The following is a 25,173-nucleotide window of genomic DNA, read 5'->3' on the forward strand; positions in this document are numbered from 1 at the left end:
CTTGCAGCCTTCTGTTGGGAAATTTCCTACAGCAAACGTTTGCAAATGCTTGAACGAGTTACACACCAATAGCCGGTTCGCCTAAAAGACCGGCATAAAAAAAGAGAACCAAAGGAGCTTCACCCATGAAACTGAGCAGCAAAGCGCTTCTGGCCCTGGCCATCAGCAGCATCACGGCGACCGCTTACGCGGAAACCCAGAGCCAGGACTTCGTTCCCACCACACTGGCCGGCACCAGCGCTCAAAGCGAAGCCAAGGGTTTTATCGAGGACTTCAGCCTGGGCGGCACCACGCGTAACTGGTACTCCCATGAAAGCAAGTACCGTGGGGGCACCTTCGAGTACAAGAAGCACGGCGAAACCCGCACCGACCGCAATCGTACCAACTGGGTACAGGGCACCATCCTCAACGCCAGCTCGGGTTTCACCCAGGGTACCGTGGGCGTCAAGACCGAATTGGCGGTCTACAACGCACTGGTCCTGGACCGCAGCAAGCGTGACATCAAGGGCGGCTCCAACCGTACCCTGGCCGACTCCAACGGCGATGCAGTCGACCAGTGGAGCAAACTGGGCCTGGCCAACGTGCAGTTCCGCGTCTCCAACACCACCCTGACCGCCGGTCGCCAGAACTTCAGCAGCGGCATCGTCGATACCATCGGCAACCGTGCGCTGCCTTCGAGCTTCGAAGGGGTGAGTTTCAACAGCGAAGAGTTCAGCAACCTGTCGTTCCAGGGCGGCGTGTTCGACCGCGTTTCGCCACGTACCGAACAGAGCCTGTCGAAATTCCGCAGTGAATACGGCAACGGCGCTGAAACCGACAAGGTGTCGACCCTGGGCCTGAACTACCAGCCGCTGAAAAGCCTGAAAACCAGCATCTTCGCCGCCAACGTCAAAGACTTCTGGAACCAGTACTACTTCGGCGCGACCCATGAACTGGGCGACAGCTCGGTATTGGGCCTGACCACCGGCCTGAACTACTACAAGACCGTCGACGAAGGCAAAAAGTTGATGGGCGAAATCGACAACGACACCTACTCGCTGTCGCTCGGCCTGACCCACCAGGCGCACAGTCTGACCTTCGCGTACCAGGCAGTGAACGGTAACGAGTACTTCGACTACCTGCACGAAACCAACGGCATCTACCTGGCCAACTCCCTGACCTCGGACTTCAACGGCCCGAACGAGAAGTCCTTCCAGATCGCCTACGCCATCAACATGGCCGAATACGGCGTGCCAGGCCTGAAGTTCAACGCTTACTCAGCGCGCGGCTGGGGCATCGACGGCACCCACTACACCGGCAACGGTGGTCGGGCCAAGTTCGCCTATGACGGCATCCAGAGCCAAGACGGCGAAAAACACCAGGAATACGGTGTAGGCGCCTCTTACGCAATCCAGAGCGGCCCACTCAAAGCCACGGGCATTCGTGCGACCTACGTTGAGCACCGTGGCAGTGAGTTCCAGTCCGACGGCAGCATCAAAGAGTTCCGTTTGGTCACCATCATCCCGTTCAACATCCTTTAATCAGCGCCAGGTAGACGGCGGGCTCAGGACGAGCCCGCCCTCTATGCTCGTCTGGTTCCATCGATTGCAGAGGGCTCCGAATGAACATGCTCCCGTTACAAGCTGCCATTGCCGCTGCGCTGTTGAGCGTGGCGGTCGGCATTTCGGCCAAACCGCTGGTGGTCTGCACCGAAGCCAGCCCGGAAGGTTTCGATCCGGTCCTGTACACCACGGCCGTCACCGCCGACGCCGCCGCCGAAACCCTGTTCAACCGTCTGGTGGACTTCAAGCCCGGCACCACCGAAGTGATCCCGGCGCTGGCCAAGGCCCTGCCGGAAATCAGCGCCGATGGCCTGACCTACACCTTCCACCTGCGTGACGACATCAAGTTCCACACCACCGACTATTTCAAACCCACGCGCAACCTGAACGCCGACGACGTGCTTTGGAGCTTCCAGCGCCAGCTGGACCCGAAACACCCGTGGCACACCAAGTCCAACGTGGGCTACCCGTACTTCGAAAGCATGGGCTTCAAGGAACTGCTCAAGAGCGTCGAGAAGACCGACGATCACACCGTGGTCTTCACCCTGACCCGTCCGGAAGCACCGTTCCTGGCCGACCTGGCCATGGCGTTTTCGTCGATCCACTCGGCCGAATACGCCGACCAGTTGCTCAAGTCCGGCAAGACCGATGACCTCAACGCCAAGCCGGTCGGCACCGGCCCGTTCATCTTCACCCGCTACGCCAAGGACGCCCAGGTGCGTTTCAAGGCCAACCCGGACTACTTCCGCGGCAAGCCGCCGGCCGACCCGCTGATCCTGGCGATCACCACCGACAACAACGTGCGCCTGCAGAAGCTCAAGGCCAACGAATGCCAGATCGCGCTGTATCCGAAGCCCGACGACATCCCGAGCATCAAGAAAGACCCGAACCTGAAAGTCGATGAACTGGCGGCCATGACCACCAGCTACACTGCCTTGAACACCACCCACAAATACATGAGCGACGCGCGGGTGCGTCACGCGATCAACATCGCGTTCGACAAGGCCGGCTACACTGAGGCCCTGTACGGCAAAGGCAACGCAGTTGTCGGCACCGGTCCGTATCCGCCGACGTTGCTGGGTTTCAACAACACGTTGAAAAACCCGCCACGCGACCTCGACAAGGCCCGCGCCCTGCTCAAGGAAGCCGGCGTGCCGGAAGGCACCGAGTTCACCCTGTTCACCCGTAACGGCGGCGGCCCGACCAACCCCAACCCGATGCTCGGCGCCCAGCGCATGCAAGCGGACCTGGCCCAGATCGGCCTGAAGGTCAACATCAAGGTGATGGAGTGGGGCGAGATGCTCAAACGCGCCAAAGCGGGCGAGCACGACATGGTCTCTGCAGGCTGGGCCGGCGATAACGGTGACCCGGACAACTTCCTCACCCCGAACCTGAGTTGCGATGCGGCCAAGAACGGCGAAAACTACGCCCGTTGGTGTAATAAAGAATTTCAGGACCTGATCGACAAGGCGCGCGCCATCGCTGAACCCACCCAGCGCGCTGCACTCTATGAACAAGCACTGGACGTCTTTGACAAGGATCAACCGTGGATCCCCATGGCTTATCCGAAAATGTTCACCGCCATGCGCAAAAACGTCGAGGGTTATACCCAAAGCCCACTGACGACCAATAACTTCGCCACCACCCAGGTGAAGTAAATAAGAAAAAACGCTCGGCACCGTCGACGTTGACGGTGCCGGACCTGCCTAACCGGCTGATTGAGGTACACCACAAGATGTTTAGTTTTATTGCCCGCCGATTGGGGTTATTGATCCCCACCTTCTTCGGCATCACGTTGCTGACGTTTGCGTTGATCCGCATGATTCCAGGCGACCCCGTAGAAGTCATGATGGGCGAACGCCGGGTCGACCCCGAGATGCACGCACAGGCAATGGAACGCCTTGGCCTTAACAAGCCGTTGTATGCGCAGTACCTGGACTACATCGGCAAGCTGGCCCAAGGCGACCTTGGCGAATCCCTGCGCACGCGCACCAGCGTGTGGACCGAGTTCACCGCGCTCTTCCCGGCGACCCTGGAGCTGTCCATGGCCGCCCTGTTGTTCGCCGGTATCCTGGGGCTGTTGGCGGGGGTGATCGCGGCCTTGAAGCGAGGATCGCTGTTCGACCACGGGGTGATGGGCATCTCCCTCGCGGGCTATTCGATGCCGATCTTCTGGTGGGGCCTGATCCTGATCATGTTCTTCTCGGTGAGCCTGGGCTGGACCCCGGTTTCCGGGCGTATCGACCTGCTCTACGACATCGAGCCACGCACCGGCTTCATGCTGATCGACACCCTGCTGGCCAACGAGCCTGATGCGTTCTGGGACGCCCTGCACCACCTGATCCTGCCGGCCATCGTGCTCGGCACCATCCCGCTGGCGGTGATTGCGCGGATGACCCGTTCGTCGATGCTCGAAGTGTTGCGCGAAGACTACATCCGCACCGCCAAGGCCAAAGGCCTGTCGCCGGCGCGCGTGGTGTTCATCCATGGCCTGCGGAACGCGCTGATCCCGGTGCTCACCGTGGTCGGCCTGCAAGTCGGCACCCTGCTGGCCGGTGCGGTATTGACCGAAACCATCTTCTCGTGGCCCGGCATCGGCAAATGGCTGATCGAAGCCATTGGCGCACGGGACTACCCGGTGGTGCAAAACGGCATCCTGCTGATCGCCTGCCTGGTGATCCTGGTGAACTTCGTGGTGGATGTCCTCTACGGCTTCGCCAACCCACGCATCCGTCACCAGCGCTGAGATCATGACCATGACCACACCTACTCCAGTGTCAGCAGTCGATCAGAGCCTGCTGTACCCGTCGCCGTACAAAGAATTCTGGCAAGCCTTCTCCAAGAACAAAGGCGCGGTTGCCGGCCTGCTGTTCATGTTGCTGATCGTGTTCTGCGCGCTGTTCGCCCCGTGGGTGGCGCCGCATAACCCCAGCGAGCAATACCGCGACTTCCTGCTGACCCCGCCGTCGTGGCTGGAAGGCGGGCAGATCCAGTTCCTGCTCGGCACCGACGAACTCGGCCGTGACTTGCTCTCGCGCTTGATCCAAGGCTCGCGCCTGTCGCTGCTGATCGGCTTGTCGTCGGTGGTGATGTCGCTGATTCCGGGCATCCTGCTCGGGCTGTTCGCCGGGTTCTTCCCGCGCCTGCTCGGCCCAACCATCATGCGCCTGATGGACATCATGCTGGCCCTGCCATCACTGCTGCTGGCCGTCGCCATTGTCGCGATCCTCGGCCCTGGCCTGATCAACACCGTGATCGCCATCGCCATCGTCTCGCTGCCGTCCTACGTGCGTCTGACCCGCGCTGCGGTGATGGGCGAACTCAACCGCGACTACGTGACCGCCGCCCGCCTCGCCGGTGCCGGCCTGCCGCGCCTGATGTTCATCACCGTGCTGCCCAACTGCATGGCGCCGCTGATCGTGCAGGCGACCTTGAGTTTCTCTTCGGCGATCCTCGATGCCGCCGCGCTGGGCTTCCTCGGCCTGGGCGTGCAACCGCCAACGCCGGAGTGGGGCACCATGCTGGCTTCGGCCCGTGACTACATCGAACGCGCCTGGTGGGTCGTGAGCCTGCCGGGTCTGACCATTTTGCTCAGCGTGCTGGCAATCAACCTGATGGGCGACGGCCTGCGCGACGCGCTGGACCCGAAACTCAAGAACGCCGCCTGAGGAGATTCCCATGTCACTGTTAGAAATCAAGAATCTCAACGTGCGCTTCGGCGACAAGACCGCCGTGCCGGTGGTCGATGGCCTCGACATCAGCGTCGACAAAGGCGAAGTCCTGGCGATCGTGGGCGAGTCGGGCTCGGGTAAATCCGTGACCATGATGGCGCTGATGGGCCTGATCGAACACCCCGGCATCGTCACCGCCGACGCCCTGAACTTCGACGGCAAGGACATGCTCAAGCTGAGCAACCGCCAGCGTCGGCAGATCGTCGGCAAAGACCTGGCGATGGTGTTCCAGGACCCGATGACCGCGCTGAACCCCAGTTACACCGTGGGTTTCCAGATCGAAGAAGTGCTGCGCCTGCACCTGAAGATGTCCAGCAAGCAAGCACGCAAGCGTGCCATCGAACTGCTGGAAAAAGTCGAGATCCCCGGCGCCGCCAGCCGGATGGATGCCTACCCGCACCAACTGTCCGGCGGTATGAGCCAACGCGTGGCCATCGCCATGGCGATTGCCGGCGAGCCGAAGCTGCTGATCGCCGACGAACCGACCACCGCCTTGGACGTGACCATCCAGGCCCAGATCATGGACCTGCTGCTGGCCCTGCAGAAAGAGCAGAACATGGGCCTGGTGCTGATCACCCACGACCTCGCGGTCGTCGCGGAAACCGCCCAGCGCGTGTGTGTGATGTATGCCGGCCAAGCCGTGGAAGTCGGCCAGGTGCCGCAACTGTTCGACATTCCGGCGCATCCCTACAGCGAAGCACTGCTCAAGGCGATTCCGGAACACAGCCTCGGTGCCGCGCGCCTGGCCACGCTGCCCGGCATCGTGCCCGGCCGTTATGACCGCCCGCAAGGCTGCCTGTTGTCGCCGCGTTGCCCCTACGTGCAAGACAGCTGCCGCCAGACCCGCCCGGGCCTGGACCCTAAATCGAACAGCCTCGCGCGCTGCTTCTACCCCTTGAACCAGGAGGTGGCGTAATGGCCGTCGTTCTTACCGCCCGCGACCTGACCCGTCACTACGAAGTGTCCCGAGGCCTGTTCAAGGGCCACGCCACCGTGCGCGCCCTCAATGGCGTGTCCTTCGAACTGGAAGCCGGCAAGACCCTCGCCGTGGTGGGCGAGTCGGGCTGCGGCAAATCCACCCTGGCCCGTGCGCTGACGCTGATTGAAGAGCCATCCTCGGGCTCGTTGAAAATCGCCGGCCAGGAAGTCGCCGGCGCCGACAAGGCGCAGCGCAAGCAATTGCGCAAAGACGTGCAGATGGTGTTCCAAAGCCCGTATGCCTCGTTGAACCCGCGGCAGAAAGTCGGCGATCAACTGGCTGAACCGCTGCTGATCAACACCCACCTGTCCGCCGCCGAACGCCGCGAAAAGGTCCAGGCGATGATGAAGCAGGTGGGCCTGCGCCCTGAGCACTATCAGCGCTACCCGCATATGTTCTCCGGCGGCCAGCGCCAACGGATCGCCCTGGCCCGGGCGATGATGCTGCAACCCAAAGTGCTGGTGGCGGATGAGCCGACCTCGGCGCTGGACGTGTCGATCCAGGCCCAGGTGCTCAACCTGTTCATGGACCTGCAGCAGGAATTCAACACCGCCTACGTGTTCATTTCCCACAACCTCGCGGTGGTGCAACACGTTGCCGACGACGTGATGGTGATGTACCTCGGGCGCCCGGTGGAAGTCGGCCCCAAGGGCGACATCTACGCGCGCCCCCTGCACCCGTACACCCAGGCGCTGCTGTCGGCCACACCGACCATCCACCCGGACCCGAACAAGCCGAAGATCAAAATCGTCGGCGAACTGCCCAACCCGCTGAACCCGCCGTCCGGCTGCGCTTTCCACAAGCGCTGCCCGTATGCGACCGCGCGGTGCAGCAGCGAGGAGCCGCAGTTGCGGGCGTTGGATAACCGCCAGGTGGCTTGCCACTATGCGGAGCAGTTCGTCGCCTGAAACGAGCGTCGCGCTGCCCTGTGGGGGGCGCGGTGACACAGCGTTCTACAGCCCTTCCCGTCAGGTTGCGCATCAGCCTGGCGGGAGGGGCTTTTTTTGCCGGGTCTACGTCTGGCTATCGCCTTCATCATCCGGGTTGTCATCGCCCGGCTCGTCGGTGGTGGAGTCGTCATCGCCCTTGCTGCCGCCCTGGTCCTCATCGCCGGGCTCCGCTTCAGACTTGGCCAGTTGCAGGCCCTTGGCCTGCCCACTCTGCAGCGCAGACACCGCCGCCCCGCTCTGCACCGGGTTATGTGCCCAGGCCGTCGACATTCCCAATGACAACAGCACCAGCACCTTCAGTAACAGCACGACTCGTTGAACAATACTCATGGTTGATCCCCTCCAGTCAGTAGGTGAATCCCGCACGACCGCGGTTTAGCGCCGCCAGCGTTGAAGCTAGTCCCGATGCCGGGTTCTCGCCAATCCCCACATCGGGTGGAGATCAAAAAATGTGGGAGAGCAAGTCGAACCGTCGCACCGCCCCTCCTACCTTTGGTTTTGCAGCGCCCATGAAAAAGGGCGAAGCCATGACAGCTTCGCCCTCTTGTTCACCGCTCAGAGCTTAATGGTGCTCGCGGGTCGCACGGAATTTCACATCCGGCCAACGCTCTTCCATCAGCGCCAGGTTGACCCGGGTCGGCGCCAGGTAGGTCAGGTGACCGCCGCCGTCGACCGCGAGGTTTTCCACGGCTTTGTTGGAGAACTCTTCCAACTTCTTCTTATCGCTGCACTCGATCCAGCGCGCGGAGTACACAGTGATCGGCTCGTAGGAGCATTCGACCTTGTATTCCTCTTTCAGGCGACTGGCGACCACATCGAACTGCAGCACACCGACGGCGCCGAGGATGATGTCGTTGCTGCGCTCGGGGAAGAACACCTGGGTCGCGCCCTCTTCCGCCAGTTGCTGCAAGCCTTGGCGCAGTTGCTTGGATTTCAGCGGGTCGCGCAGACGCACGCGGCGGAACAGTTCCGGGGCGAAGTGCGGGATGCCGGTGAAGCCCAGCGTTTCGCCTTCGGTGAAGGTGTCGCCGATCTGGATGGTGCCGTGGTTGTGCAGGCCGATGATGTCGCCGGCGTAGGCTTCTTCGAGCTGTTCACGCTCGGAGGAGAAGAACGTCAGGGCATCGCCGATTCGCACGTCCTTGCCGGTGCGAACGTGGCGCATTTTCATGCCTTTTTCGTATCTGCCGGAGCAGATTCGCATAAAGGCGATACGGTCGCGGTGTTTGGGGTCCATGTTCGCCTGGATCTTGAACACGAAGCCCGAGAATTTCTCTTCCACCGGCTCCACGGTACGCTCGTTGGCGACCCGGGCCAGCGGGCGCGGGGCCCAGTCCACCACGGCGTCGAGCACGTGGTCGACACCGAAGTTGCCCAATGCGGTACCGAAGAACACCGGGGTCAGTTGGCCGTCGAGGAATTCCTGCTGGTTGAACTCGTGGCAGGCGCCCTGCACCAGTTCCAGCTGGTCGACGAAGCGGTCGTACTCATCGCCCAAGTGGGCGCGGGCTTCGTCGGAGTCGAGCTTCTCGATGATTTTCACATCGGTGCGTTCGTGACCGTGGCCGGCGGTGTAGACAATGATGTAGTCGTCGGCCAGGTGGTACACGCCCTTGAAGTCGCGGTAGCAACCGATCGGCCAGGTGATCGGCGCCGCCTTGATCTTCAGCACCGCTTCGATTTCGTCGAGCAGCTCGATCGGATCGCGGATGTCGCGGTCGAGTTTGTTGATAAAGCTGACGATCGGCGTGTCGCGCAGGCGGCAGACGTCCATCAACGCAATCGTGCGTGGCTCGACGCCCTTACCGCCGTCGAGGACCATCAAGGCCGAGTCCACCGCGGTCAGGGTGCGGTAGGTGTCTTCGGAGAAGTCTTCGTGGCCCGGGGTGTCGAGCAGGTTGATCATGTGATCGCGATACGGGAACTGCATGACCGACGTGGTAATGGAAATACCCCGTTGTTTTTCCATTTCCATCCAGTCGGAGGTGGCATGGCGGTCGGATTTGCGGGATTTCACCGTGCCGGCCACTGCGATCGCCTTGCCCATCAGCAAGAGCTTCTCGGTGATGGTGGTTTTACCGGCATCGGGGTGGGAAATAATGGCGAAAGTGCGGCGTTTCGCGACTTCGGCGGCCTGGTGGGTCATGGGAAATCGCCTGGCAGGTGAGTCAAAAAAGGGCGGCGAGTATAGCGCAAACCCAGGGTGCCGGACCACCGTTCACCCGGTTGGGGGTGGCTAAATACTGCCAAGTATGGAACCTTTTAAAAGGTAGAGACGTCCACTCCCCTGCAACCGCACTCGAAACAGGGGCTGAAAAATCAGCAAGTTAGCCTGACGAGGCTGCGCTCATGGCTTGACCTCATGCCGCTTTTGCCGGCATGGGCGAGCTGCTTTTCGCGACCACATTCAACGGCAGCCAGCAGTGGCATGCCACGCAGGAATGTGTTCGCCGACAGAAGAAAAAAGGAGTCCGCCTGTGGCTATTCGCTATGGCAAAGGGCTGATAGGAGGAGCGGTTGTCGTCGCTCTCCTGGCCCTGCTGATCCACTGGATCGGCATCAACACCATCGAACTGTACCGCGACGATTTGTTGTTTTACCTGCAAGCTCACCTGATTCTCGTCCTAGTCTCCATGCTGGCCGCCCTGATTGTGGGCCTCCCCGCCGGTATCCTGCTCAGCCGCCCGAACATGGTCGGGCGCGCCGAACGCTTCATGCAGATCTTCAACATCGGCAACACCGTCCCTCCCCTGGCCGTACTGGCCATCGCCCTCGGCGTCCTCGGCATCGGCAGCGGCCCGGCGATCTTCGCGCTGTTCCTCGCTTCATTGCTGCCCATCGTGCGCAACACCTACGAAGGTCTGAAAAACGTCCAGGGCTCGCTGAAAGAAGCCGCCACCGGCATCGGCATGACCCCGCGCCAGGTGCTGTTTCGCGTCGAATTGCCGAACGCCGTGCCGATCATCATCGGCGGCGTGCGCGTGGCCCTGGCGATCAACGTCGGCACCGCGCCGCTGGCGTTCCTGATCGGCGCCAACAGCCTGGGCAGCCTGATCTTCCCCGGCATCGCCCTGAACAATCAGCCGCAATTGCTGCTCGGCGCCGCGTGTACCGCGCTGTTGGCCCTGCTGCTCGACGGTCTGGTGACCATGGGCAGCCGCCTCTGGCTGGAACGCGGAGTGCGTGCGTCTTAAGGCTCGGCAAAGGAATTCACATGAAAAAACTGACATTGATATTGAGCTGCGTCCTGCTGTTTGCAGGGGTTGCGCAAGCCGCTGAAAAACCGGTCATCCGCATCGGCGCACGGGTGTTCACTGAACAGACCCTGCTCGCCGAAATCACTTCCCAGTACCTGCGCACCAAGGGTTACGACACCCGCGTGACCGGCGGCCTGGGCAGCAACCTGGCGCGCAGTGCCCAGGAAAGCGGGCAACTGGACCTGATCTGGGAATACACCGGCGTGTCGCTGGTGGCCTACAACCATGTGGACGAGAAGCTCGACAGCGAACAGTCCTACGCTCGGGTGAAAGAACTCGACGCGAAAAAAGGCCTGGTCTGGCTTTCGCCATCGAAATTCAGCAACACCTACGCGCTGGCATTGCCTGAGAACGTGGCCCAGGAATTCCCGCAGATCAACACGATCAGCGATCTGACCCAAGCCCTCGCGGAAAAAACCAAGGCCACGCGCCTGGTGGCCCTGGACACCGAGTTCGCCAACCGTTCCGACGGCATGGGCGGCATGGTCAAGCTCTACGACATGAACCTGACCCGCAAAAACACCCGGCAGATGGACGCCGGGCTGGTCTACACCGCGTTGCGTAACGGCCAGGTGTTTGCCGGCCTGGTCTACACCACCGACGGTCGCCTGAATGCCTTCAAATTGAAGCTGCTCGAAGACGACAAGCACTACTTCCCGGACTACACCGCCGCGCCGGTGGTGCGTCAGGTGTACCTGGACGCTCATCCGCAACTGGCCGCCGATCTGAAGCCACTGGCCGCACTGTTTGACGATACAACCATGCGCGAGCTGAACGCGCGGGTCGACGTCGACCATGAAAGCCCATCCGCCGTCGCCGCCGACTTCCTGCGCCAGCATCCACTCAACTAAGAGGAGAAGACATGGAATTTTTAAACGCCTTTTCCCATCTTGATTGGGCCCAAGTCCTGCACCTGACCTGGCAGCACATCACCCTGGTCGGCATTGCCGTGATCCTCGCGATTGTCGTCGGCGTACCCCTCGGCGTGCTGATGACCCGCTTCCCGAGCCTGGCCGGCCCGCTGCAAGCCAGCGCCACCGTGCTGCTGACCGTGCCGTCCATCGCCCTGTTTGGCCTGCTGCTGCCGTTCTACTCCAAATTCGGCCAGGGCCTGGGGCCAATGCCGGCGATCACCGCCGTGTTCCTCTACTCCCTGCTGCCGATCATGCGTAACACCTACCTGGCCCTGACCGGCGTGGAGCCGGGCATCCGCGAAGCCGCCAAAGGCATCGGCATGACCTTCGGCCAGCGCCTGCGCATGGTCGAACTGCCCATCGCCGTACCGGTGATCCTCGCCGGTGTACGCACCGCCGTGGTGATGAACATCGGCGTGATGACCATCGCCGCCACCATCGGCGCCGGCGGCCTGGGTGTACTTATTCTGGCTTCCATCAGCCGCAGCGACATGTCGATGCTGATCGTCGGCGCCGTGCTGGTCAGTCTCCTGGCCATCTTCGCCGACCTGCTTCTGCAATGGCTGCAACGCTCGCTGACTCCAAAAGGACTGCTCAAATGATCGAACTTCAACACCTGACCAAGACTTTCCAAAGCAACGGCAAGACTGTCTCCGCCGTGAACGACGTAAGCCTGACCGTCAACGAAGGCGAGATTTGCGTATTCCTCGGCCCCTCGGGCTGCGGCAAGAGCACCACGCTGAAAATGATCAACCGCCTGATCAAGCCCACCTCGGGCAAGATCCTGATCAACGGCGAAGACACCACCGACCTCGACGAAGTGACCCTGCGTCGCAACATCGGCTACGTGATCCAGCAGATCGGCCTGTTCCCGAACATGACCATCGAGGAAAACATCGTGGTCGTGCCCAAGTTGCTGGGCTGGGACAAGCAGAAATGCCACGACCGCGCCCGCGAGTTGATGAGCATGATCAAGCTCGAGCCCAAGCAGTACCTGCACCGCTACCCGCGTGAGCTGTCCGGTGGCCAGCAACAGCGCATCGGCGTGATCCGGGCGCTGGCCGCGGATGCACCGTTGCTGCTGATGGATGAGCCGTTCGGCGCGGTCGACCCGATCAACCGCGAGATGATCCAGAACGAGTTCTTCGAGATGCAGCGCGCGCTGAACAAGACCGTGATCATGGTCAGCCACGACATCGACGAAGCCATCAAGCTGGGTGACAAGATCGCCATCTTCCGCGCCGGCAAACTGCTGCAGATCGACCACCCGGACACCCTGCTGGCGCACCCGGCGGATGAGTTCGTCAGCAACTTCGTCGGCCAGGACAGCACCCTCAAGCGTCTGCTGCTGGTAAAAGCCGAAGACGCGGCAGACAACGCCCCGTCGGTCAGCCCGGAAACCCCGGTGGCCGATGCCCTGGAGCTGATGGACGAACTCGACCGCCGCTATGTGGTGGTCACCTGCGCCGACAACAAGGCGCTGGGCTATGTGCGCCGTCGCGACCTGCACCGTCAGACCGGCACTTGCGGTCAATACCTGCGCGAATTCAACGCCACGGCCGCGTATGACGAGCACTTGCGCATCCTGTTGTCGCGCATGTACGAGTTCAACCGTTCATGGTTGCCGGTGATGGACGCCGAGCGGGTGTTTTTGGGCGAAGTGACCCAGGAATCGATTGCCGAGTACCTGAGCTCCGGCAAGTCGCGCGGGGGCAAGACCAGTATCGTTTCGCCTGCCGAAACCGCCCTGGCCTGACCTGATACAACACGCTTAAAACTGTGGGAGGGGGCTTGCCCCCGATGGCGGTGTATCAGTCAATATATTCATGACTGACACACTGCCATCGGGGGCAAGCCCCCTCCCACATTTGGTCCGTGGTGTGTCAGGGAAATCCCCCTGATTATCCGCCTGCGGGGAACATCAATCCGTCACACCGGTCGGTTACATAAGTAGCTGCACCCGGTCCCGCGACGAACGCGTGCAAAAACGCGACATTTTTAGTTGATCTCAAGCCCCTCACGCCCTAAAGTTCGCGCCGAACGTCCATGCTGGAAACGATCCATCCGGCTCAAGTACTGACGACGAGACAGCAAGGCCAAGGGAAGCTTATCCCATGGCCTTTTTGCTTTCGGCGACATGCCTTGGGAAGTAGGCGAACCAAAGTGGGGATACGGAGGACGTTCATTTGCACCCATTGATCAATTTAGTTTGCCCTTAGGAGTTCCCAGCATGTCGATCAACGTCGAAGATTATTTCGCGCGCGCCACTTTTGACAAAATGAAGGCGTTCGCCGACAAGCAAGAAACCCCGTTCGTGGTGATCGACACCGCGATGATCAGCCAGGCCTACGATGACCTGCGCGCCGGTTTCGAATTCGCCAAAATCTATTACGCAGTCAAGGCCAACCCGGCCGTCGAGATCATCGACCTGTTGAAAGACAAGGGGTCGAGCTTCGACATCGCCTCGATCTACGAGCTGGACAAGGTCATGGCCCGCGGCGTCAGCCCCGACCGTATCAGCTACGGCAACACCATCAAGAAATCCAAGGACATCCGCTACTTCTACGAGAAGGGCGTGCGCCTGTTCTCCACCGACTCCGAAGCCGACCTGCGCAACATCGCCAAGGCCGCGCCGGGCTCGAAAATCTATGTGCGTATCCTCACCGAAGGCTCGACCACGGCTGACTGGCCTCTGTCGCGCAAATTCGGCTGCCAGACCGACATGGCCATGGACCTGCTGATCCTCGCCCGCGACCTGGGCCTGGTGCCGTATGGCCTCTCGTTCCACGTCGGCTCGCAACAGCGCGACATCAGCGTGTGGGACGCGGCGATCGCCAAGGTCAAAGTGATCTTCGAGCGCCTGAAGGAAGAAGACGGCATCCACCTCAAGCTGATCAACATGGGCGGCGGCTTCCCGGCCAACTACATCACCCGCACCAACAGCCTGGAAACCTATGCCGAAGAAATCATCCGCTTCCTCAAGGAAGACTTCGGCGACGACCTGCCGGAAATCATCCTGGAACCGGGCCGTTCGTTGATCGCCAACGCCGGCATCCTGGTCAGCGAAGTGGTGCTGGTGGCACGTAAATCGCGCACCGCCGTCGAGCGTTGGGTGTACACGGACGTGGGCAAGTTCTCCGGCCTGATCGAAACCATGGACGAAGCCATCAAGTTCCCGATCTGGACCGAGAAGAAAGGCGAGATGGAAGAAGTGGTGATCGCCGGTCCTACCTGCGACAGCGCCGACATCATGTACGAAAACTACAAGTACGGCCTGCCGTTGAACCTGGCGATCGGTGATCGGTTGTACTGGTTGTCGACCGGTGCGTACACCACCAGCTACAGCGCGGTTGAGTTCAATGGCTTTCCACCGTTGAAGTCGTATTACGTGTAAGACGGCGACGAACAAAAAACCCATGACCTGTCATGGGTTTTTTTATCGCTCAGAAACAGGTCATGGCATGTTGCTCATAGGCATCGGCCATCGCCCGAATCCGCGGATCATTCGCCTGCGCCAGCGCCTTGTGCGCCACCCGCAAAAACTTCAGATTGCCGCCGGCCAAGGCCTTGCGCAACCACACCAGCGCCGCCTCGATCTGGCCGCTGTCGGCCAGCACCGCCGCGTAACTGAACTGCCCACGGAAATCCCCGGCTTCGGCTGAGCGTCGATACCACGCCACGGCAGCGTCCGGATCCCTCGGGCAAAACCGGCCCTCTTCCAGATAGCGCCCCAACAGGTTCATCGACTTGGCGTGGCCCTGCTCCGCCGCCTGGCGATAACACCTCAGCGCGTGCGCCTGGTCCTCGGCGACACCGCGACCGGTGGCCAGCAGGTTGGCGTAGTTGTATTGCCCCCAGTCCAACCCGGCTTCGGCCGCCAGCCGATAGTCCCGCGCCGCCGCCGCTTCGTCGGCGACGCAGCCCCAGCCATGCTCGCGGCAACGCCCCAGCATGTTGCGCGCCATCAGGTGCCCGCCCTGCGCCGCGATCTGGAACCAGCGCAGTGCCAGCGCTTCATCGCGCTCGATGCCGCGCCCTTCCAGCAGGATCTGCCCGAGCAAGGCCTGGGCATCCGCCACGCCCTCCCTGGCCGCGATCAGGATCGCCTGGGCCGCGCGCACTGGCGAGTCGTCGAGCATGCGCTGCAACTGCTCGACGTTGAGCACTTCTTCACGGCGCAATAAAAAGCCCATGCTCAGACCTCGACCCAGCGACGCAACAGGTTGTGGTAAGTGCCGGTGAGCTGGATCAACGCCGGGTGGTCCGGGACCGCCGCGGTCAGTTGCTGGATCGCACCGTCCATCTCGAACAGCAGGGTGCGCTGGCTGTCTTCGCGCACCAGGCTTTGGGTCCAGAAAAACGAGGCGTAGCGCGCACCACGGGTCACGGCGTTGACTTTATGCAGGCTGGAGCCGGGGTACAGCACCATATCGCCGGCGGGCAGCTTGACCCGTTGCACGCCGAAGGTGTCCTGGATCTCCAGTTCGCCGCCGTCATAGTCCTCCGGGTCGCTGAAGAACAGCGTCGACGACAGATCGGTACGCACCCGCTCCTGGCTGCCCTTGGGCTGGCGCACGGCATTGTCGATATGAAAGTCGAAACTGCCCCCGGCCGTGTAGCAGTTGAGCAGCGGCGGGAAGACTTTGTGCGGTAACGCCGCCGACATAAACAGCGGGTTTTGCCACAACCGCTCCAGCATCGCCGTACCGATTTCCTTGGCCAGCGGGTGGCCTTCGGGCAATTGCAGGTTGTGCTTGGCCTTGGCGGACTGGTGCCCGGCGGTGATTCTACCGTCGGCCCAGTCGGCGGTTTCCAGGGCTTGGCGAATGCGCTGCACTTCCTCACGAGAGAACAGGCCGGGAATATGCAGCAACATGAGCACTACCTGAGAGCGGAAAGACGTTAATGGTATTGATTCTTATCCTCTCTGTAAAACCCGAAGACGAACGAGATCGTAAAAACCGTAAGGAAAAAGTGTAAAGAATGTAAATTAGCTACGAATAGCAATAAGTCGCAATTGATACAAAGTCTTGTTCAGCCTATATTCCGCGGCCTCACATCCTTGGGGAAAGGACACGTCATGTCGCGCACTTGCATAAAAACACCTGCCAGTTCACCACGCCTGCTGGCTTCGGCCATCGGCGTTGCACTCGGCGCCAGCTCTGTCGCCCATCTGGCGCAAGCGGCCGACGACACCGAACAGAAAGGCCAGCGCAACAGCATCTCCCTGGGCGCCACCAGCATCACCGGGGAAGCACAGGACGCCACCTCCTATCAGGTCGAAAAAGCCTCTTCGCAAAAGTACACTGCGCCGCTGGTGGACACGCCGCGCTCGGTCACCGTGGTGCCACAGCAAGTGCTCAAGGACACCGCCGCCACCTCGTTGCAGGATGCCTTGCGCACCGTGCCCGGCATTACCTTCGGCGCCGGTGAAGGCGGCAACCCCCAGGGCGACCGCCCGTTCATCCGCGGTTTTGACGCCCAGGGCGACACCTACCTGGACGGCGTGCGCGATACCGGCGGCCAGAGCCGTGAGATCTTCGACATCGAATCGATCGAAGTCAGCAAAGGCCCGAACTCTTCGTTCGGCGGGCGTGGCTCGGCCGGCGGCAGCCTCAACCTGGTGAGCAAGACGCCCCAGGCGCGCGACTTCACCAACGGCGGCTTCACCTACGGCTCCGACCAGACCCGCCGCTACGTGCTCGACGTCAACCGCCAATTCCTCGACGACAGCGCCGCGTTCCGCCTGAACCTGATGAGCCACGAACAAAACGTCGCCGGCCGCGACGCGGTGAATTACGACCGTTGGGGCGTGGCGCCGTCGCTGACCTTTGGCCTGGGCACGCCGACCCGCGTCAACGTCAGCTACTACCACATGGAAAGCGACGACCTGCCGGATTCGGGGATCCCCTACGGTTACGGCTCCGCGACCGCCACCGCCCACGTACACGACAAACCCAACGACGGCGGCGACAGCAATAACTTCTACGGCCTGAAGAGTCGCGACTTCCGCAAGACCCGCGCCGATATCAGCACGGTCTCCGTCGAACACGACCTGAACGACAACATGACGCTGAAAAACACCCTGCGCCATGGCAACACCGGCCAGGACTATATCCTCACGCAACCGGACGACAGCAAACTCAACGTCAACAAGTTCGGTACTGTGTGGCGCCGCGCCAACAGCCGCGTGTCGACCACCGAGACCACCACCAACCAGACCGATCTGTTCGGCAACTTCCACGCGCTGGGTTTCAAGCACACCTACTCCACCGGACTCGAGTTCACCGGCGAAGAAACCCGTGTCAGCAGCTACACCATCAGCCCCAACGCCAACCCGGTCTGCACCGTGGCCAAAGGCAGCCTGGGCGGCCAATGCACCTCGCTGAGCAACCCGAACCCGGACGACGCCTGGACCGGCAGCATCGCGCGCAACTACAACGGCACCAACACCAAAGCCACCAGCCGCGGCGCCTACGTGTTCGACACCATCGAACTGGACCCGAAATGGCTGCTGAACGTCGGCCTGCGCTACGACACCTTCGACACCGAGGCCAACACCAACGCCACCGCCGGGCGCACCAAGATCAAAGACGACAGCCAGTTCTTCAACTGGCAGGCCGGCCTGGTCTGGAAGCCGGTGGAGAACGCCAGCATCTATGCGTCCTACGCCACCTCGGCCACGCCGGCCGGTGGTCTGGTCGGTGAAGGCTCCGACGGCAACCCACTGTCCGCCGGCGCCGCCACCAGCGACCTGCAACCGGAAGAAACCGTCAACTACGAGCTGGGCACCAAGTGGGATCTGTTCCACGACCGCCTTTCGCTGACGGCTGCCGTGTTCCGCACCGAGAAGAAGAACACGCGCATTCTGGTGGATGCCCTGACCTACGAGAACGCCGGTGAATCCCGCGTCGATGGCCTCGAACTCTCGGCCAGCGGCAAACTCACGGATCAATGGCAAGTGTTCGCCGGCTACAGCTACCTCGACAGCGAGCTGGTCAAATCCGGACGCAACGGGCGCAACGGGGTGCTCAGCGCCGGCTCCAGCGAGGGCAACCAAATGCCCAATACGCCGAAGAACACCTTCAGCCTGTGGACCACCTACGACATCACGTCGAAGCTGACCATCGGCGGCGGTGCGTTCTATGTCGACGAGGTCTACGGCGATGCCGGCAACACCGTGTATGTACCGTCCTACACGCGCTACGACGCCATGGCCAGCTACAAGCTGACCAAGAACGTCGATCTGCAACTGAACGTGCAGAACCTGACCGACAAAACCTACTACGACAAGGCCTTCTCGACCCACTTCGCCAACCAGGCAGCCGGGCGCACCGCACTGTTGACCACCAGCTTTCACTTCTAAACGGTCAACCCGCAGCCAACAGCCCCACGCATCGATGCGTGGGGCTTTTGCGTGTTAAACAACAAAGTTTCTCGACAACCCACGGCATAATGCGCGCCGTGCTACAGATATCCAGATGAGCGAGGCGGTCCGACGTGTTGAAGAAAACCCTGTTCCAGTTGCACTGGTTCTTCGGCATCACTGCCGGGCTGGTGCTGGCCTTGATGGGGATCACCGGGGCGGCGGTGTCGTTCCAGGATGAAATACTGCGCGCGCTCAACCCCAGCGTGCTGAGCGTGGCAAAACGCGACGCCGGGGTACTGCCGCCCGCCGAGCTGGTGCGCAAGCTCGAAGCCAGCGAAGGCAAGCGCGTGTCGATGCTGTGGGTGGAAACCGACAGCGGCACCGCCGCACGCGTGTTCTTCACCCCGCCGCCGGGTGAACGGCGCGGCCAGATGCGTTACTTCGACCCCTACACCGGCGACTACATGGGCGACGCCGTCGGCCAGGACGTGTTCGGGTTTCTCCTGCAACTGCACCGCTTCCTGGCCATGGGCGACACCGGCCGGCAAATCACCGGGGCCTGCACGCTGATCCTGCTGTTCTTCTGCCTGTCCGGCCTGTACCTGCGCTGGCCGCGCCAGGTGGCGAACTGGCGCGTGTGGCTGACCCTGGACTGGCGCAAAAAAGGTCGCAGCTTCAATTGGGACTTGCACTCGGTGTTCGGCACCTGGTGCCTGTTGTTCTATCTGTTGGCGGCGCTGACCGGCCTGTCGTGGTCCTACGAATGGTACAACCAGGGCCTGAACAAGCTGCTGTCGGACGCCCCGCAGAACGAACGGATGCGCAAACGCGGCCCACCGCCCGCGGGTCCGACGCCGGAAGCCAACTACGCGGCGATCTGGAGCAGCATCTACAGCAGCGCCGGCCCCGACTTGAGTGCCTACAACATCCGCATGCCGGCAGTCGCCGGGCAGCCGGCCACGGTGTTTTACCTGCTGAAAAACTCGCCCCACGACCGCGCGCTGAACCAGATCAACCTGGACCCGGCCACCGGCGCGGTGAAATCCCACGAGCGCTACGCCAGCAAGAGCCTCAAGGCTCAATTGCTGACCAGCCTCTACGCGCTGCACACCGGCAGTTACTTCGGCCTGGTGGGGCGGATCATCCTCACCATCAGCGCGCTGTGCATGCCGTTGTTCTTCATCACCGGCTGGCTGCTGTACCTCGACCGTCGCCGTAAAAAACGCCAGGTACGCGATGCCCGCGAGCGCCTCAGCGCCAATCACAGCCATGCGCCGGCCTGGCTGATCGGCTTCGCCAGCCAGAGCGGTTTTGCCGAACAACTGGCCTGGCAGACCGCCGGGCAACTGCAGGCCGCGGGCTTGCCAGTGAACGTGCAGCCACTGGGCAGCGTCAGCCAGGACCAACTGCGCCAATCAGAAAATGCGCTGTTCGTGGTCAGCACCTTCGGCGACGGCGAAGCCCCCGACAGCGCCCGTGGCTTCGAGCGCAGCGTGCTCGGGCAGGACCTGTCCCTCAAGGGCTTGAACTACTCAGTACTGGCCCTCGGCGATCGCCAGTACCAGCACTTCTGCGGCTTTGCGCGGCGCCTGCACTTCTGGCTGACCAACCAGGGCGGCACCCCGTTGTTCGCCCCCGTGGAAGTCGACAGCGGCGACACCCATGCCCTGCAGCACTGGCAACAACAGCTGGGGCAACTCACCGGGCACGCACCGACAGCGGCGTGGCCGAGCGCACAGTATGAAAACTGCAGCTTGAACCAACGCACCTTGCTCAACCCTGGCAGTGTCGGTTCGGCTGTGTACCTGCTGGAGCTGAGCGTGCCGTCAGGGCAACGCTGGACGGCCGGCGACCTGGTGGAAATCCTGCCGCGCAACGGCAGCCGAGCCATCGCGCAGTTCCTCGGGGGCCTGGGCCTGGCCGGCAGCGAGAGCGTACTGATCGACGGCCTGGCGCACACCCTCGACCAGGCTCTGGCCACCCGCCAACTGCCGGACAACCGCGCCCATCTGGTGGGCCTGCATGCCCAGGCGCTGGTGAACGCGCTGGCGCCCCTGGGCATGCGCGAATACTCCATCGCCTCGATTCCCAGCGACGGCGTGCTGGAGTTGATCGTGCGCCAGGAACGTCATCCGGACGGCACACTCGGCCTTGGCTCGGGCTGGCTGACCGAACACGCGGCCCTCGGCTCGAGCATCAGCCTGCGCCTGCGCCGCAACAGTGGTTTCCACCTGCCGGACGCGCCTGCGCCGTTGATCCTGCTGGGCAACGGCACTGGCCTCGCCGGTTTGCGCAGCTTGCTCAAGGCACGCATTGCCGACGGCCAGCAGCGCAACTGGCTGTTGTTCGGCGAACGCACCATCGCCCACGACTACCTGTGCCAGGACGAACTGCAAGGCTGGCTGGCCAGCGGTGACCTGGCGCTGCTGGACCTGGCGTTTTCCCGCGACCAGGAGGAAAAGATCTACGTGCAGGATCGCCTGCGCGAATCGGCGGACGTGTTGCGTCGATGGCTGGCGGACGGCGCGGCGATTTATGTGTGCGGCAGTTTGCAGGGGATGGCCGCGGGGGTGGATCGGGTGCTGCATGAGGTACTGGGCAGTGAGGCGGTGGAGCGCTTGATCGAACAGGGCCGCTATCGCCGCGATGTCTACTGAGATCCTCTAACCACTGAAGAACCTATGTGGGAGGGGGCTTGCCCCCGATGGCGGTGGATCAGTCAACTCATGGGTTACTGACACACCGCTATCGGGGGCAAGCCCCCTCCCACAGTTTTTGACTGTATTCCAAGTCAGTTTTTGACTGTATTCCAAGTCAGTTTTTGACTGTATTCCAAGTCAGTTTTTGACTGTATTCCAAGTCAGTTTTTGACTGTATTCCAAGTCAGTTTTTGACTGTATTCCAAGTCAGTTTTTGACTGTATTCCAAGTCAGTTTTTGACTGCACTCCAATCAGTTTTTGACTGCACCCTCAATCAGACCGGTTGCAGCTTTTGCTCGAACACTGAAACCCCATCCAGATCACGCAGCATCACCGTCAACTCCGCCGTCTGCCCATCGATCTGCACTTCGCCGAAAAACTGGAACCCGGCAAACGGCGAGGTGTTCTGCGCCGGCGGTGCTTTCTCGAACACCACCTGCGGACCAAAGGTTTTATCCAGCGGATTGGGCCCGAAGCTCCCCGCATTCAACGGCCCCGCGACAAACTCCCAGAACGGCTCGAAGTCCTGGAACGCCGCCCGATCCGGGTGGTAGTGATGCGCCGCGCAGTAATGCACATCCGCCGTCAACCACACATGGTTGCGCACCTGCTGCGCGCGCAGAAACCCGAGCAGCTCGGCGATTTCCAACTCGCGCCCTTGCGCCGGGCCGGGGTCGTTGTTGGCGATCGCTTCCCAGCGCGGTACGCCCGGGCTGACTTCGCCGTCGGGCACGCCGAGGCCGATCGGCATGTCGGCGGCGATCACCTTCCATTGGGCCTGGGACGCCTTGAGTTCGCGCTTGAGCCAGTCCAGTTGCTCTCGGCCGAGGAAGGGTTTGGCGCCGCCCAGGTTGTCATCGTTGGGCCCGCGATAGCTGCGCATGTCGAGCACGAACACATCCAGCAGCGGGCCGTAACTGAGCTTGCGATAAATCCGCCCGCCGCCGTCGGCGCTTTGCCGACGCATGGGTGAATATTCCAGCCAGGCCTGACGCGCATGGCCGACCAGGGTGTTGATATCCTTGGTCTGGTAACGCTCATCGAGCTGCTTGCTCGGCGACCAGTTGTTCACCACTTCGTGGTCGTCCCACTGCCAGATCTGCGGCACTTCGGCGTTAAAGCGCCGCACGTTTTCATCCAGCAGGTTGTAGCGGTAATTGCCGCGATACTCATCGAGGGTTTCAGCGACTTTGCTCTTGGCCTCGGTGGTGATGTTGCGCCAGATGCGCCCGCCTTCGGTGGTCAGTTGCGCCGGCACCGGGCCGTCGGCGTAGATGGTGTCGCCGCTGTGGATAAAAAAGTCCGGCAGGCGCAGGCGCATGGCTTCGTAGATCCGCATGCCGCCGATGTCCGGGTTGATGCCGAAGCCTTGGCCGACGGTATCGCCGCTCCACACAAAACGAATATCGCGACGCTGTTGCGGCACGCTGCGCAGGTGGCCGAACCAGGGCTCGCTGGCGACGCCGGTCTGGGCGTCTTCGAACTGCACGCGGTAGAAAATCGCCTGGTCGGCGGGCAGGCCGGTGAGTTCGACGCGGGCGGTAAAGTCGCTGCGGTTGTCGGCCAGCGGCGAGACGAATCGACGTGGGTTGCTGAACACACTGCGGGTGTCCCATTCCACCACCATCCGCGCCGGGCGGTCGCTGCGGCTCCAGATCATCGCACGGTCGCCGAGCAGGTCGCCGGACTGCACGCCATCGGTGAGTTGCGGCCGGTCCTTCACCGACGCAATCACCGCCGGCGCCAGCCCCGGCAGCAACAGGCCCGCGCCGACGGCTTGCATCACGCGGCGACGGCCGAGATCGAAATGGCTCATGCAGATGCCCTCTTGAGTATCAAAAGGGCAACTAGAACATAGGGGGATGAAGCCGATATGACACCGCCTTCAAAGCCTTGCAGATCCTAATGTGGGAGGGGGCTTGCCCCCGATGGCGGTGGGTCAGTCCATTCATGGGTGACTGACACATCGCCATCGGGGGCAAGCCCCCTCCCACATTTTCCACAGCGTCAGGCTTGGGCGGGTGTGACCGCCAGTTCCACCGCTTCCGGGCGTTTGATCAGCGCGTACACCAACCCCGTCAACACGCTACCGGCGGCAATCGCCAGCAAGTACAGCAGCGCATGGTTCATCGCATTCGGGATCACCAGCACAAACAGGCCGCCATGGGGCGCCGCCAGTTTGCAGCCGAAGTACATCGACAGCGCGCCGGTCAACGCGCCGCCGGCGATGCTGGCCGGGATCACCCGCAGCGGGTCCTTGGCAGCAAACGGGATCGCGCCTTCGGAGATAAAGCACAGGCCCAGAATCATCGCGGCCTTGCCGGCCTCGCGTTCGGTCTGGGCAAACTTGCGCCGGGCCAGGAAGGTCGCGATGCCCATGCCGATCGGCGGCACCATGCCGGCCGCCATGGTCGCCGCCATCGGCGCACCGCTGGACGCCGCCAGCAAGCCGACAGAGAACGCATACGCGGCCTTGTTGATCGGCCCGCCCAGGTCAACGCACATCATGCCGCCGAGCAGGATGCCGAGCAGCACGGCATTGGTGGTGCCCATCGTGCTGAGGAAGTCGGTCAGCCCGGTGAGCAGCCGCGCCACCGGCGGGCCTACCAGATAGATCATCGCCAGGCCTGTGAACAGGCTCGCCAGCAACGGGATGATCAGGATCGGCTTGAGCGGCTCCAGGCTTTGCGGCAGGCGCACCGCGCCGGTGATCAGCTTGACGCAGTAACCGGCAAGGAAACCGGCAATAATCCCGCCGATAAAGCCCGCGCCCAACGTCCCGGCCAGCAAGCCGCCGATCATGCCGGGGGCCAGGCCGGGGCGGTCGGCAATCGAATAGGCGATATAGCCCGCGAGCAGCGGCACCATGAGCATGAAGGCCTGGTCGCCGACGGTTTTTAGCGCCGCCGCCAGGGTGCCTTTTTCTTCAAAGGCATGGATGCCGAACACGAACGACAAGGCGATCAACAGACCGCCCGCCACCACCATCGGCAACATGAACGACACGCCGGTCAGCAGGTGTTTGTAGACCCCGGTTTTTTCCGACTTGGCCACCGCCCCGCTCGCCGCGCTTTCCACGGTGCCTTCGGCCAGGGCCTTGTTGAGGGTCGCTTCGGCTTGTTTGAGGGCGATGCCGGTGCCGCAGCGGTAGATCTTCTTGCCGGCGAAGCGCTCGGTGGCGACTTCGATATCCGCCGCCAGCAGCACCACATCCGCCTCGGCAATCGCTTGCGGGCTCAACGGCGTGCGCGCGCCGACCGAACCCTGGGTTTCCACCTGCAAGTCATAGCCCAGGCGCTTGGCGGTCTGCTGCAATGCTTCGGCGGCCATGAAGGTGTGGGCCACGCCGGTCGGGCAGGCGGTGATCGCGACAATCCGCGGGGCCTGTTTCGTTGCCACCGGGGCTTCGCTGGCGACATACACCTGAGCCTCTTCGGCGCCGCGCCGCAACACCGCCTCGACGTCCTGTAAGGCCTGGGCCGGGGTGCTCTGATACACGCGCTTGCCGACAAACCGCTGCATATCCAGCGGCGTGCTGCTGACCAGCAACACCCACTCGGCGGCATCGAGCGTGGCCTGGGACAACTGGCGTTCCGGGCGCTGCACGTCTACCACTTCGACGCTGGTGCTCCAGCCCTGGCGCTGCGCGGCGGCGTCGAGCAAACGGGCGCACAGCACACTGGTGACCATGCCGTTCGGGCAGGCGGTAACAATGGCTAAATTCATCACAAA

The 25,173-nt window shown here is 62.2% G+C and carries 19 protein-coding genes; 13 read left to right on the forward strand and 6 right to left on the reverse strand.

Annotation, left to right across the window (positions count from 1 at the left end; genetic code table 11):
• The first annotated feature begins 125 nt into the window (after positions 1-125).
• The 6 genes from C5F70_RS20245 to C5F70_RS20270 all read left to right on the forward strand — a co-directional run bounded on the left by C5F70_RS20245 (position 126) and on the right by C5F70_RS20270 (position 7,159).
• A complete protein-coding gene (locus tag C5F70_RS20245) occupies positions 126-1,520 on the forward strand; it encodes an OprD family outer membrane porin (RefSeq protein WP_046488141.1) in 1,395 nt (464 codons plus the stop codon).
• Positions 1,521-1,600: 80 nt separating this feature from the next.
• Positions 1,601-3,199, forward strand: coding sequence for an ABC transporter substrate-binding protein (locus C5F70_RS20250; RefSeq protein WP_017845438.1), 1,599 nt, complete (start codon positions 1,601-1,603; stop codon positions 3,197-3,199).
• A 77-nt stretch (positions 3,200-3,276) separates the two neighbouring features.
• Positions 3,277-4,287 carry an ABC transporter permease subunit gene (locus C5F70_RS20255; protein ID WP_017845439.1) on the forward strand — a complete coding sequence of 337 codons (1,011 nt, stop codon included), beginning with the start codon at positions 3,277-3,279 and terminating at the stop codon, positions 4,285-4,287.
• A gap of 10 nt (positions 4,288-4,297) precedes the next feature.
• A complete protein-coding gene (locus tag C5F70_RS20260; RefSeq protein ID WP_026139829.1) occupies positions 4,298-5,209 on the forward strand; it encodes an ABC transporter permease subunit in 912 nt (303 codons plus the stop codon).
• 10 nt (positions 5,210-5,219) lie between these two features.
• Positions 5,220-6,188, forward strand: a complete 969-nt coding sequence (locus C5F70_RS20265; RefSeq protein ID WP_102617145.1) for an ABC transporter ATP-binding protein — start codon at positions 5,220-5,222, stop codon at positions 6,186-6,188.
• Positions 6,188-7,159 carry a peptide ABC transporter ATP-binding protein gene (locus tag C5F70_RS20270; RefSeq protein WP_017845442.1) on the forward strand — a complete coding sequence of 324 codons (972 nt, stop codon included), beginning with the start codon at positions 6,188-6,190 and terminating at the stop codon, positions 7,157-7,159. Before C5F70_RS20265 ends, C5F70_RS20270 begins: the two co-directional genes overlap by 1 nt.
• A 105-nt stretch (positions 7,160-7,264) precedes the next feature.
• On the opposite strand, the gene C5F70_RS20275 is transcribed toward C5F70_RS20270, so the two are convergent.
• The gene (locus C5F70_RS20275) at positions 7,265-7,531 is read right to left on the reverse strand and encodes a hypothetical protein (protein WP_046488130.1); all 267 of its coding nucleotides are present in this window, start codon (positions 7,529-7,531) and stop codon (positions 7,265-7,267) included.
• A 232-nt stretch (positions 7,532-7,763) separates the two neighbouring features.
• Positions 7,764-9,347: a peptide chain release factor 3 gene (locus tag C5F70_RS20280; protein WP_017845444.1), complete on the reverse strand. Its 1,584-nt coding sequence runs from the start codon at positions 9,345-9,347 to the stop codon at positions 7,764-7,766.
• A gap of 295 nt (positions 9,348-9,642) precedes the next feature.
• Between C5F70_RS20280 and C5F70_RS20285 the strand changes: the two genes are divergently transcribed.
• The 5 genes from C5F70_RS20285 (at position 9,643) to C5F70_RS20305 (ending at position 14,766) form a co-directional block, all read left to right on the forward strand.
• The gene (locus tag C5F70_RS20285; protein ID WP_226926039.1) at positions 9,643-10,395 is read left to right on the forward strand and encodes an ABC transporter permease; all 753 of its coding nucleotides are present in this window, start codon (positions 9,643-9,645) and stop codon (positions 10,393-10,395) included.
• Between the two features lie 20 nt (positions 10,396-10,415).
• Complete coding sequence (locus C5F70_RS20290; protein ID WP_017845446.1) at positions 10,416-11,309, forward strand: glycine betaine ABC transporter substrate-binding protein; 894 nt, start codon at positions 10,416-10,418, stop codon at positions 11,307-11,309.
• Positions 11,310-11,320: 11 nt separating this feature from the next.
• On the forward strand, positions 11,321-11,974 hold the full coding sequence (locus C5F70_RS20295; protein ID WP_017845447.1) for an ABC transporter permease: 654 nt from the start codon (positions 11,321-11,323) through the stop codon (positions 11,972-11,974).
• Positions 11,971-13,128: a betaine/proline/choline family ABC transporter ATP-binding protein gene (locus C5F70_RS20300; protein ID WP_017845448.1), complete on the forward strand. Its 1,158-nt coding sequence runs from the start codon at positions 11,971-11,973 to the stop codon at positions 13,126-13,128. The genes C5F70_RS20295 and C5F70_RS20300 overlap by 4 nt, the downstream gene beginning before the upstream one ends.
• A gap of 474 nt (positions 13,129-13,602) precedes the next feature.
• The gene (locus C5F70_RS20305) at positions 13,603-14,766 is read left to right on the forward strand and encodes a type III PLP-dependent enzyme (RefSeq protein ID WP_017845449.1); all 1,164 of its coding nucleotides are present in this window, start codon (positions 13,603-13,605) and stop codon (positions 14,764-14,766) included.
• A 49-nt stretch (positions 14,767-14,815) separates the two neighbouring features.
• Here C5F70_RS20305 and C5F70_RS20310 read toward each other — a convergent pair whose 3' ends face one another.
• Together C5F70_RS20310 and C5F70_RS20315 are read right to left on the reverse strand one after the other, a co-directional pair.
• Positions 14,816-15,565: a tetratricopeptide repeat protein gene (locus C5F70_RS20310; protein WP_104903954.1), complete on the reverse strand. Its 750-nt coding sequence runs from the start codon at positions 15,563-15,565 to the stop codon at positions 14,816-14,818.
• A 2-nt stretch (positions 15,566-15,567) separates the two neighbouring features.
• Positions 15,568-16,248, reverse strand: coding sequence for a Fe2+-dependent dioxygenase (locus C5F70_RS20315; RefSeq protein WP_017845451.1), 681 nt, complete (start codon positions 16,246-16,248; stop codon positions 15,568-15,570).
• A 204-nt stretch (positions 16,249-16,452) separates the two neighbouring features.
• Between C5F70_RS20315 and C5F70_RS20320 the strand changes: the two genes are divergently transcribed.
• Positions 16,453-18,738: a TonB-dependent siderophore receptor gene (locus C5F70_RS20320; protein ID WP_017845452.1), complete on the forward strand. Its 2,286-nt coding sequence runs from the start codon at positions 16,453-16,455 to the stop codon at positions 18,736-18,738.
• 134 nt (positions 18,739-18,872) lie between these two features.
• Complete coding sequence (locus C5F70_RS20325) at positions 18,873-21,398, forward strand: sulfite reductase flavoprotein subunit alpha (protein ID WP_104903955.1); 2,526 nt, start codon at positions 18,873-18,875, stop codon at positions 21,396-21,398.
• Between the two features lie 317 nt (positions 21,399-21,715).
• Here C5F70_RS20325 and C5F70_RS20330 read toward each other — a convergent pair whose 3' ends face one another.
• Both C5F70_RS20330 and C5F70_RS20335 read right to left on the reverse strand, forming a co-directional pair.
• Positions 21,716-23,257 carry an alkaline phosphatase gene (locus C5F70_RS20330; protein WP_102617151.1) on the reverse strand — a complete coding sequence of 514 codons (1,542 nt, stop codon included), beginning with the start codon at positions 23,255-23,257 and terminating at the stop codon, positions 21,716-21,718.
• Positions 23,258-23,448: 191 nt separating this feature from the next.
• The gene (locus C5F70_RS20335) at positions 23,449-25,167 is read right to left on the reverse strand and encodes a PTS fructose-like transporter subunit IIB (protein ID WP_104903956.1); all 1,719 of its coding nucleotides are present in this window, start codon (positions 25,165-25,167) and stop codon (positions 23,449-23,451) included.
• Positions 25,168-25,173: the final 6 nt, after the last annotated feature.

The sequence above is a fragment of the Pseudomonas sp. LH1G9 genome, assembly GCF_002949975.1.
In the GTDB taxonomy this organism is placed as follows: domain Bacteria; phylum Pseudomonadota; class Gammaproteobacteria; order Pseudomonadales; family Pseudomonadaceae; genus Aquipseudomonas; species Aquipseudomonas veronii.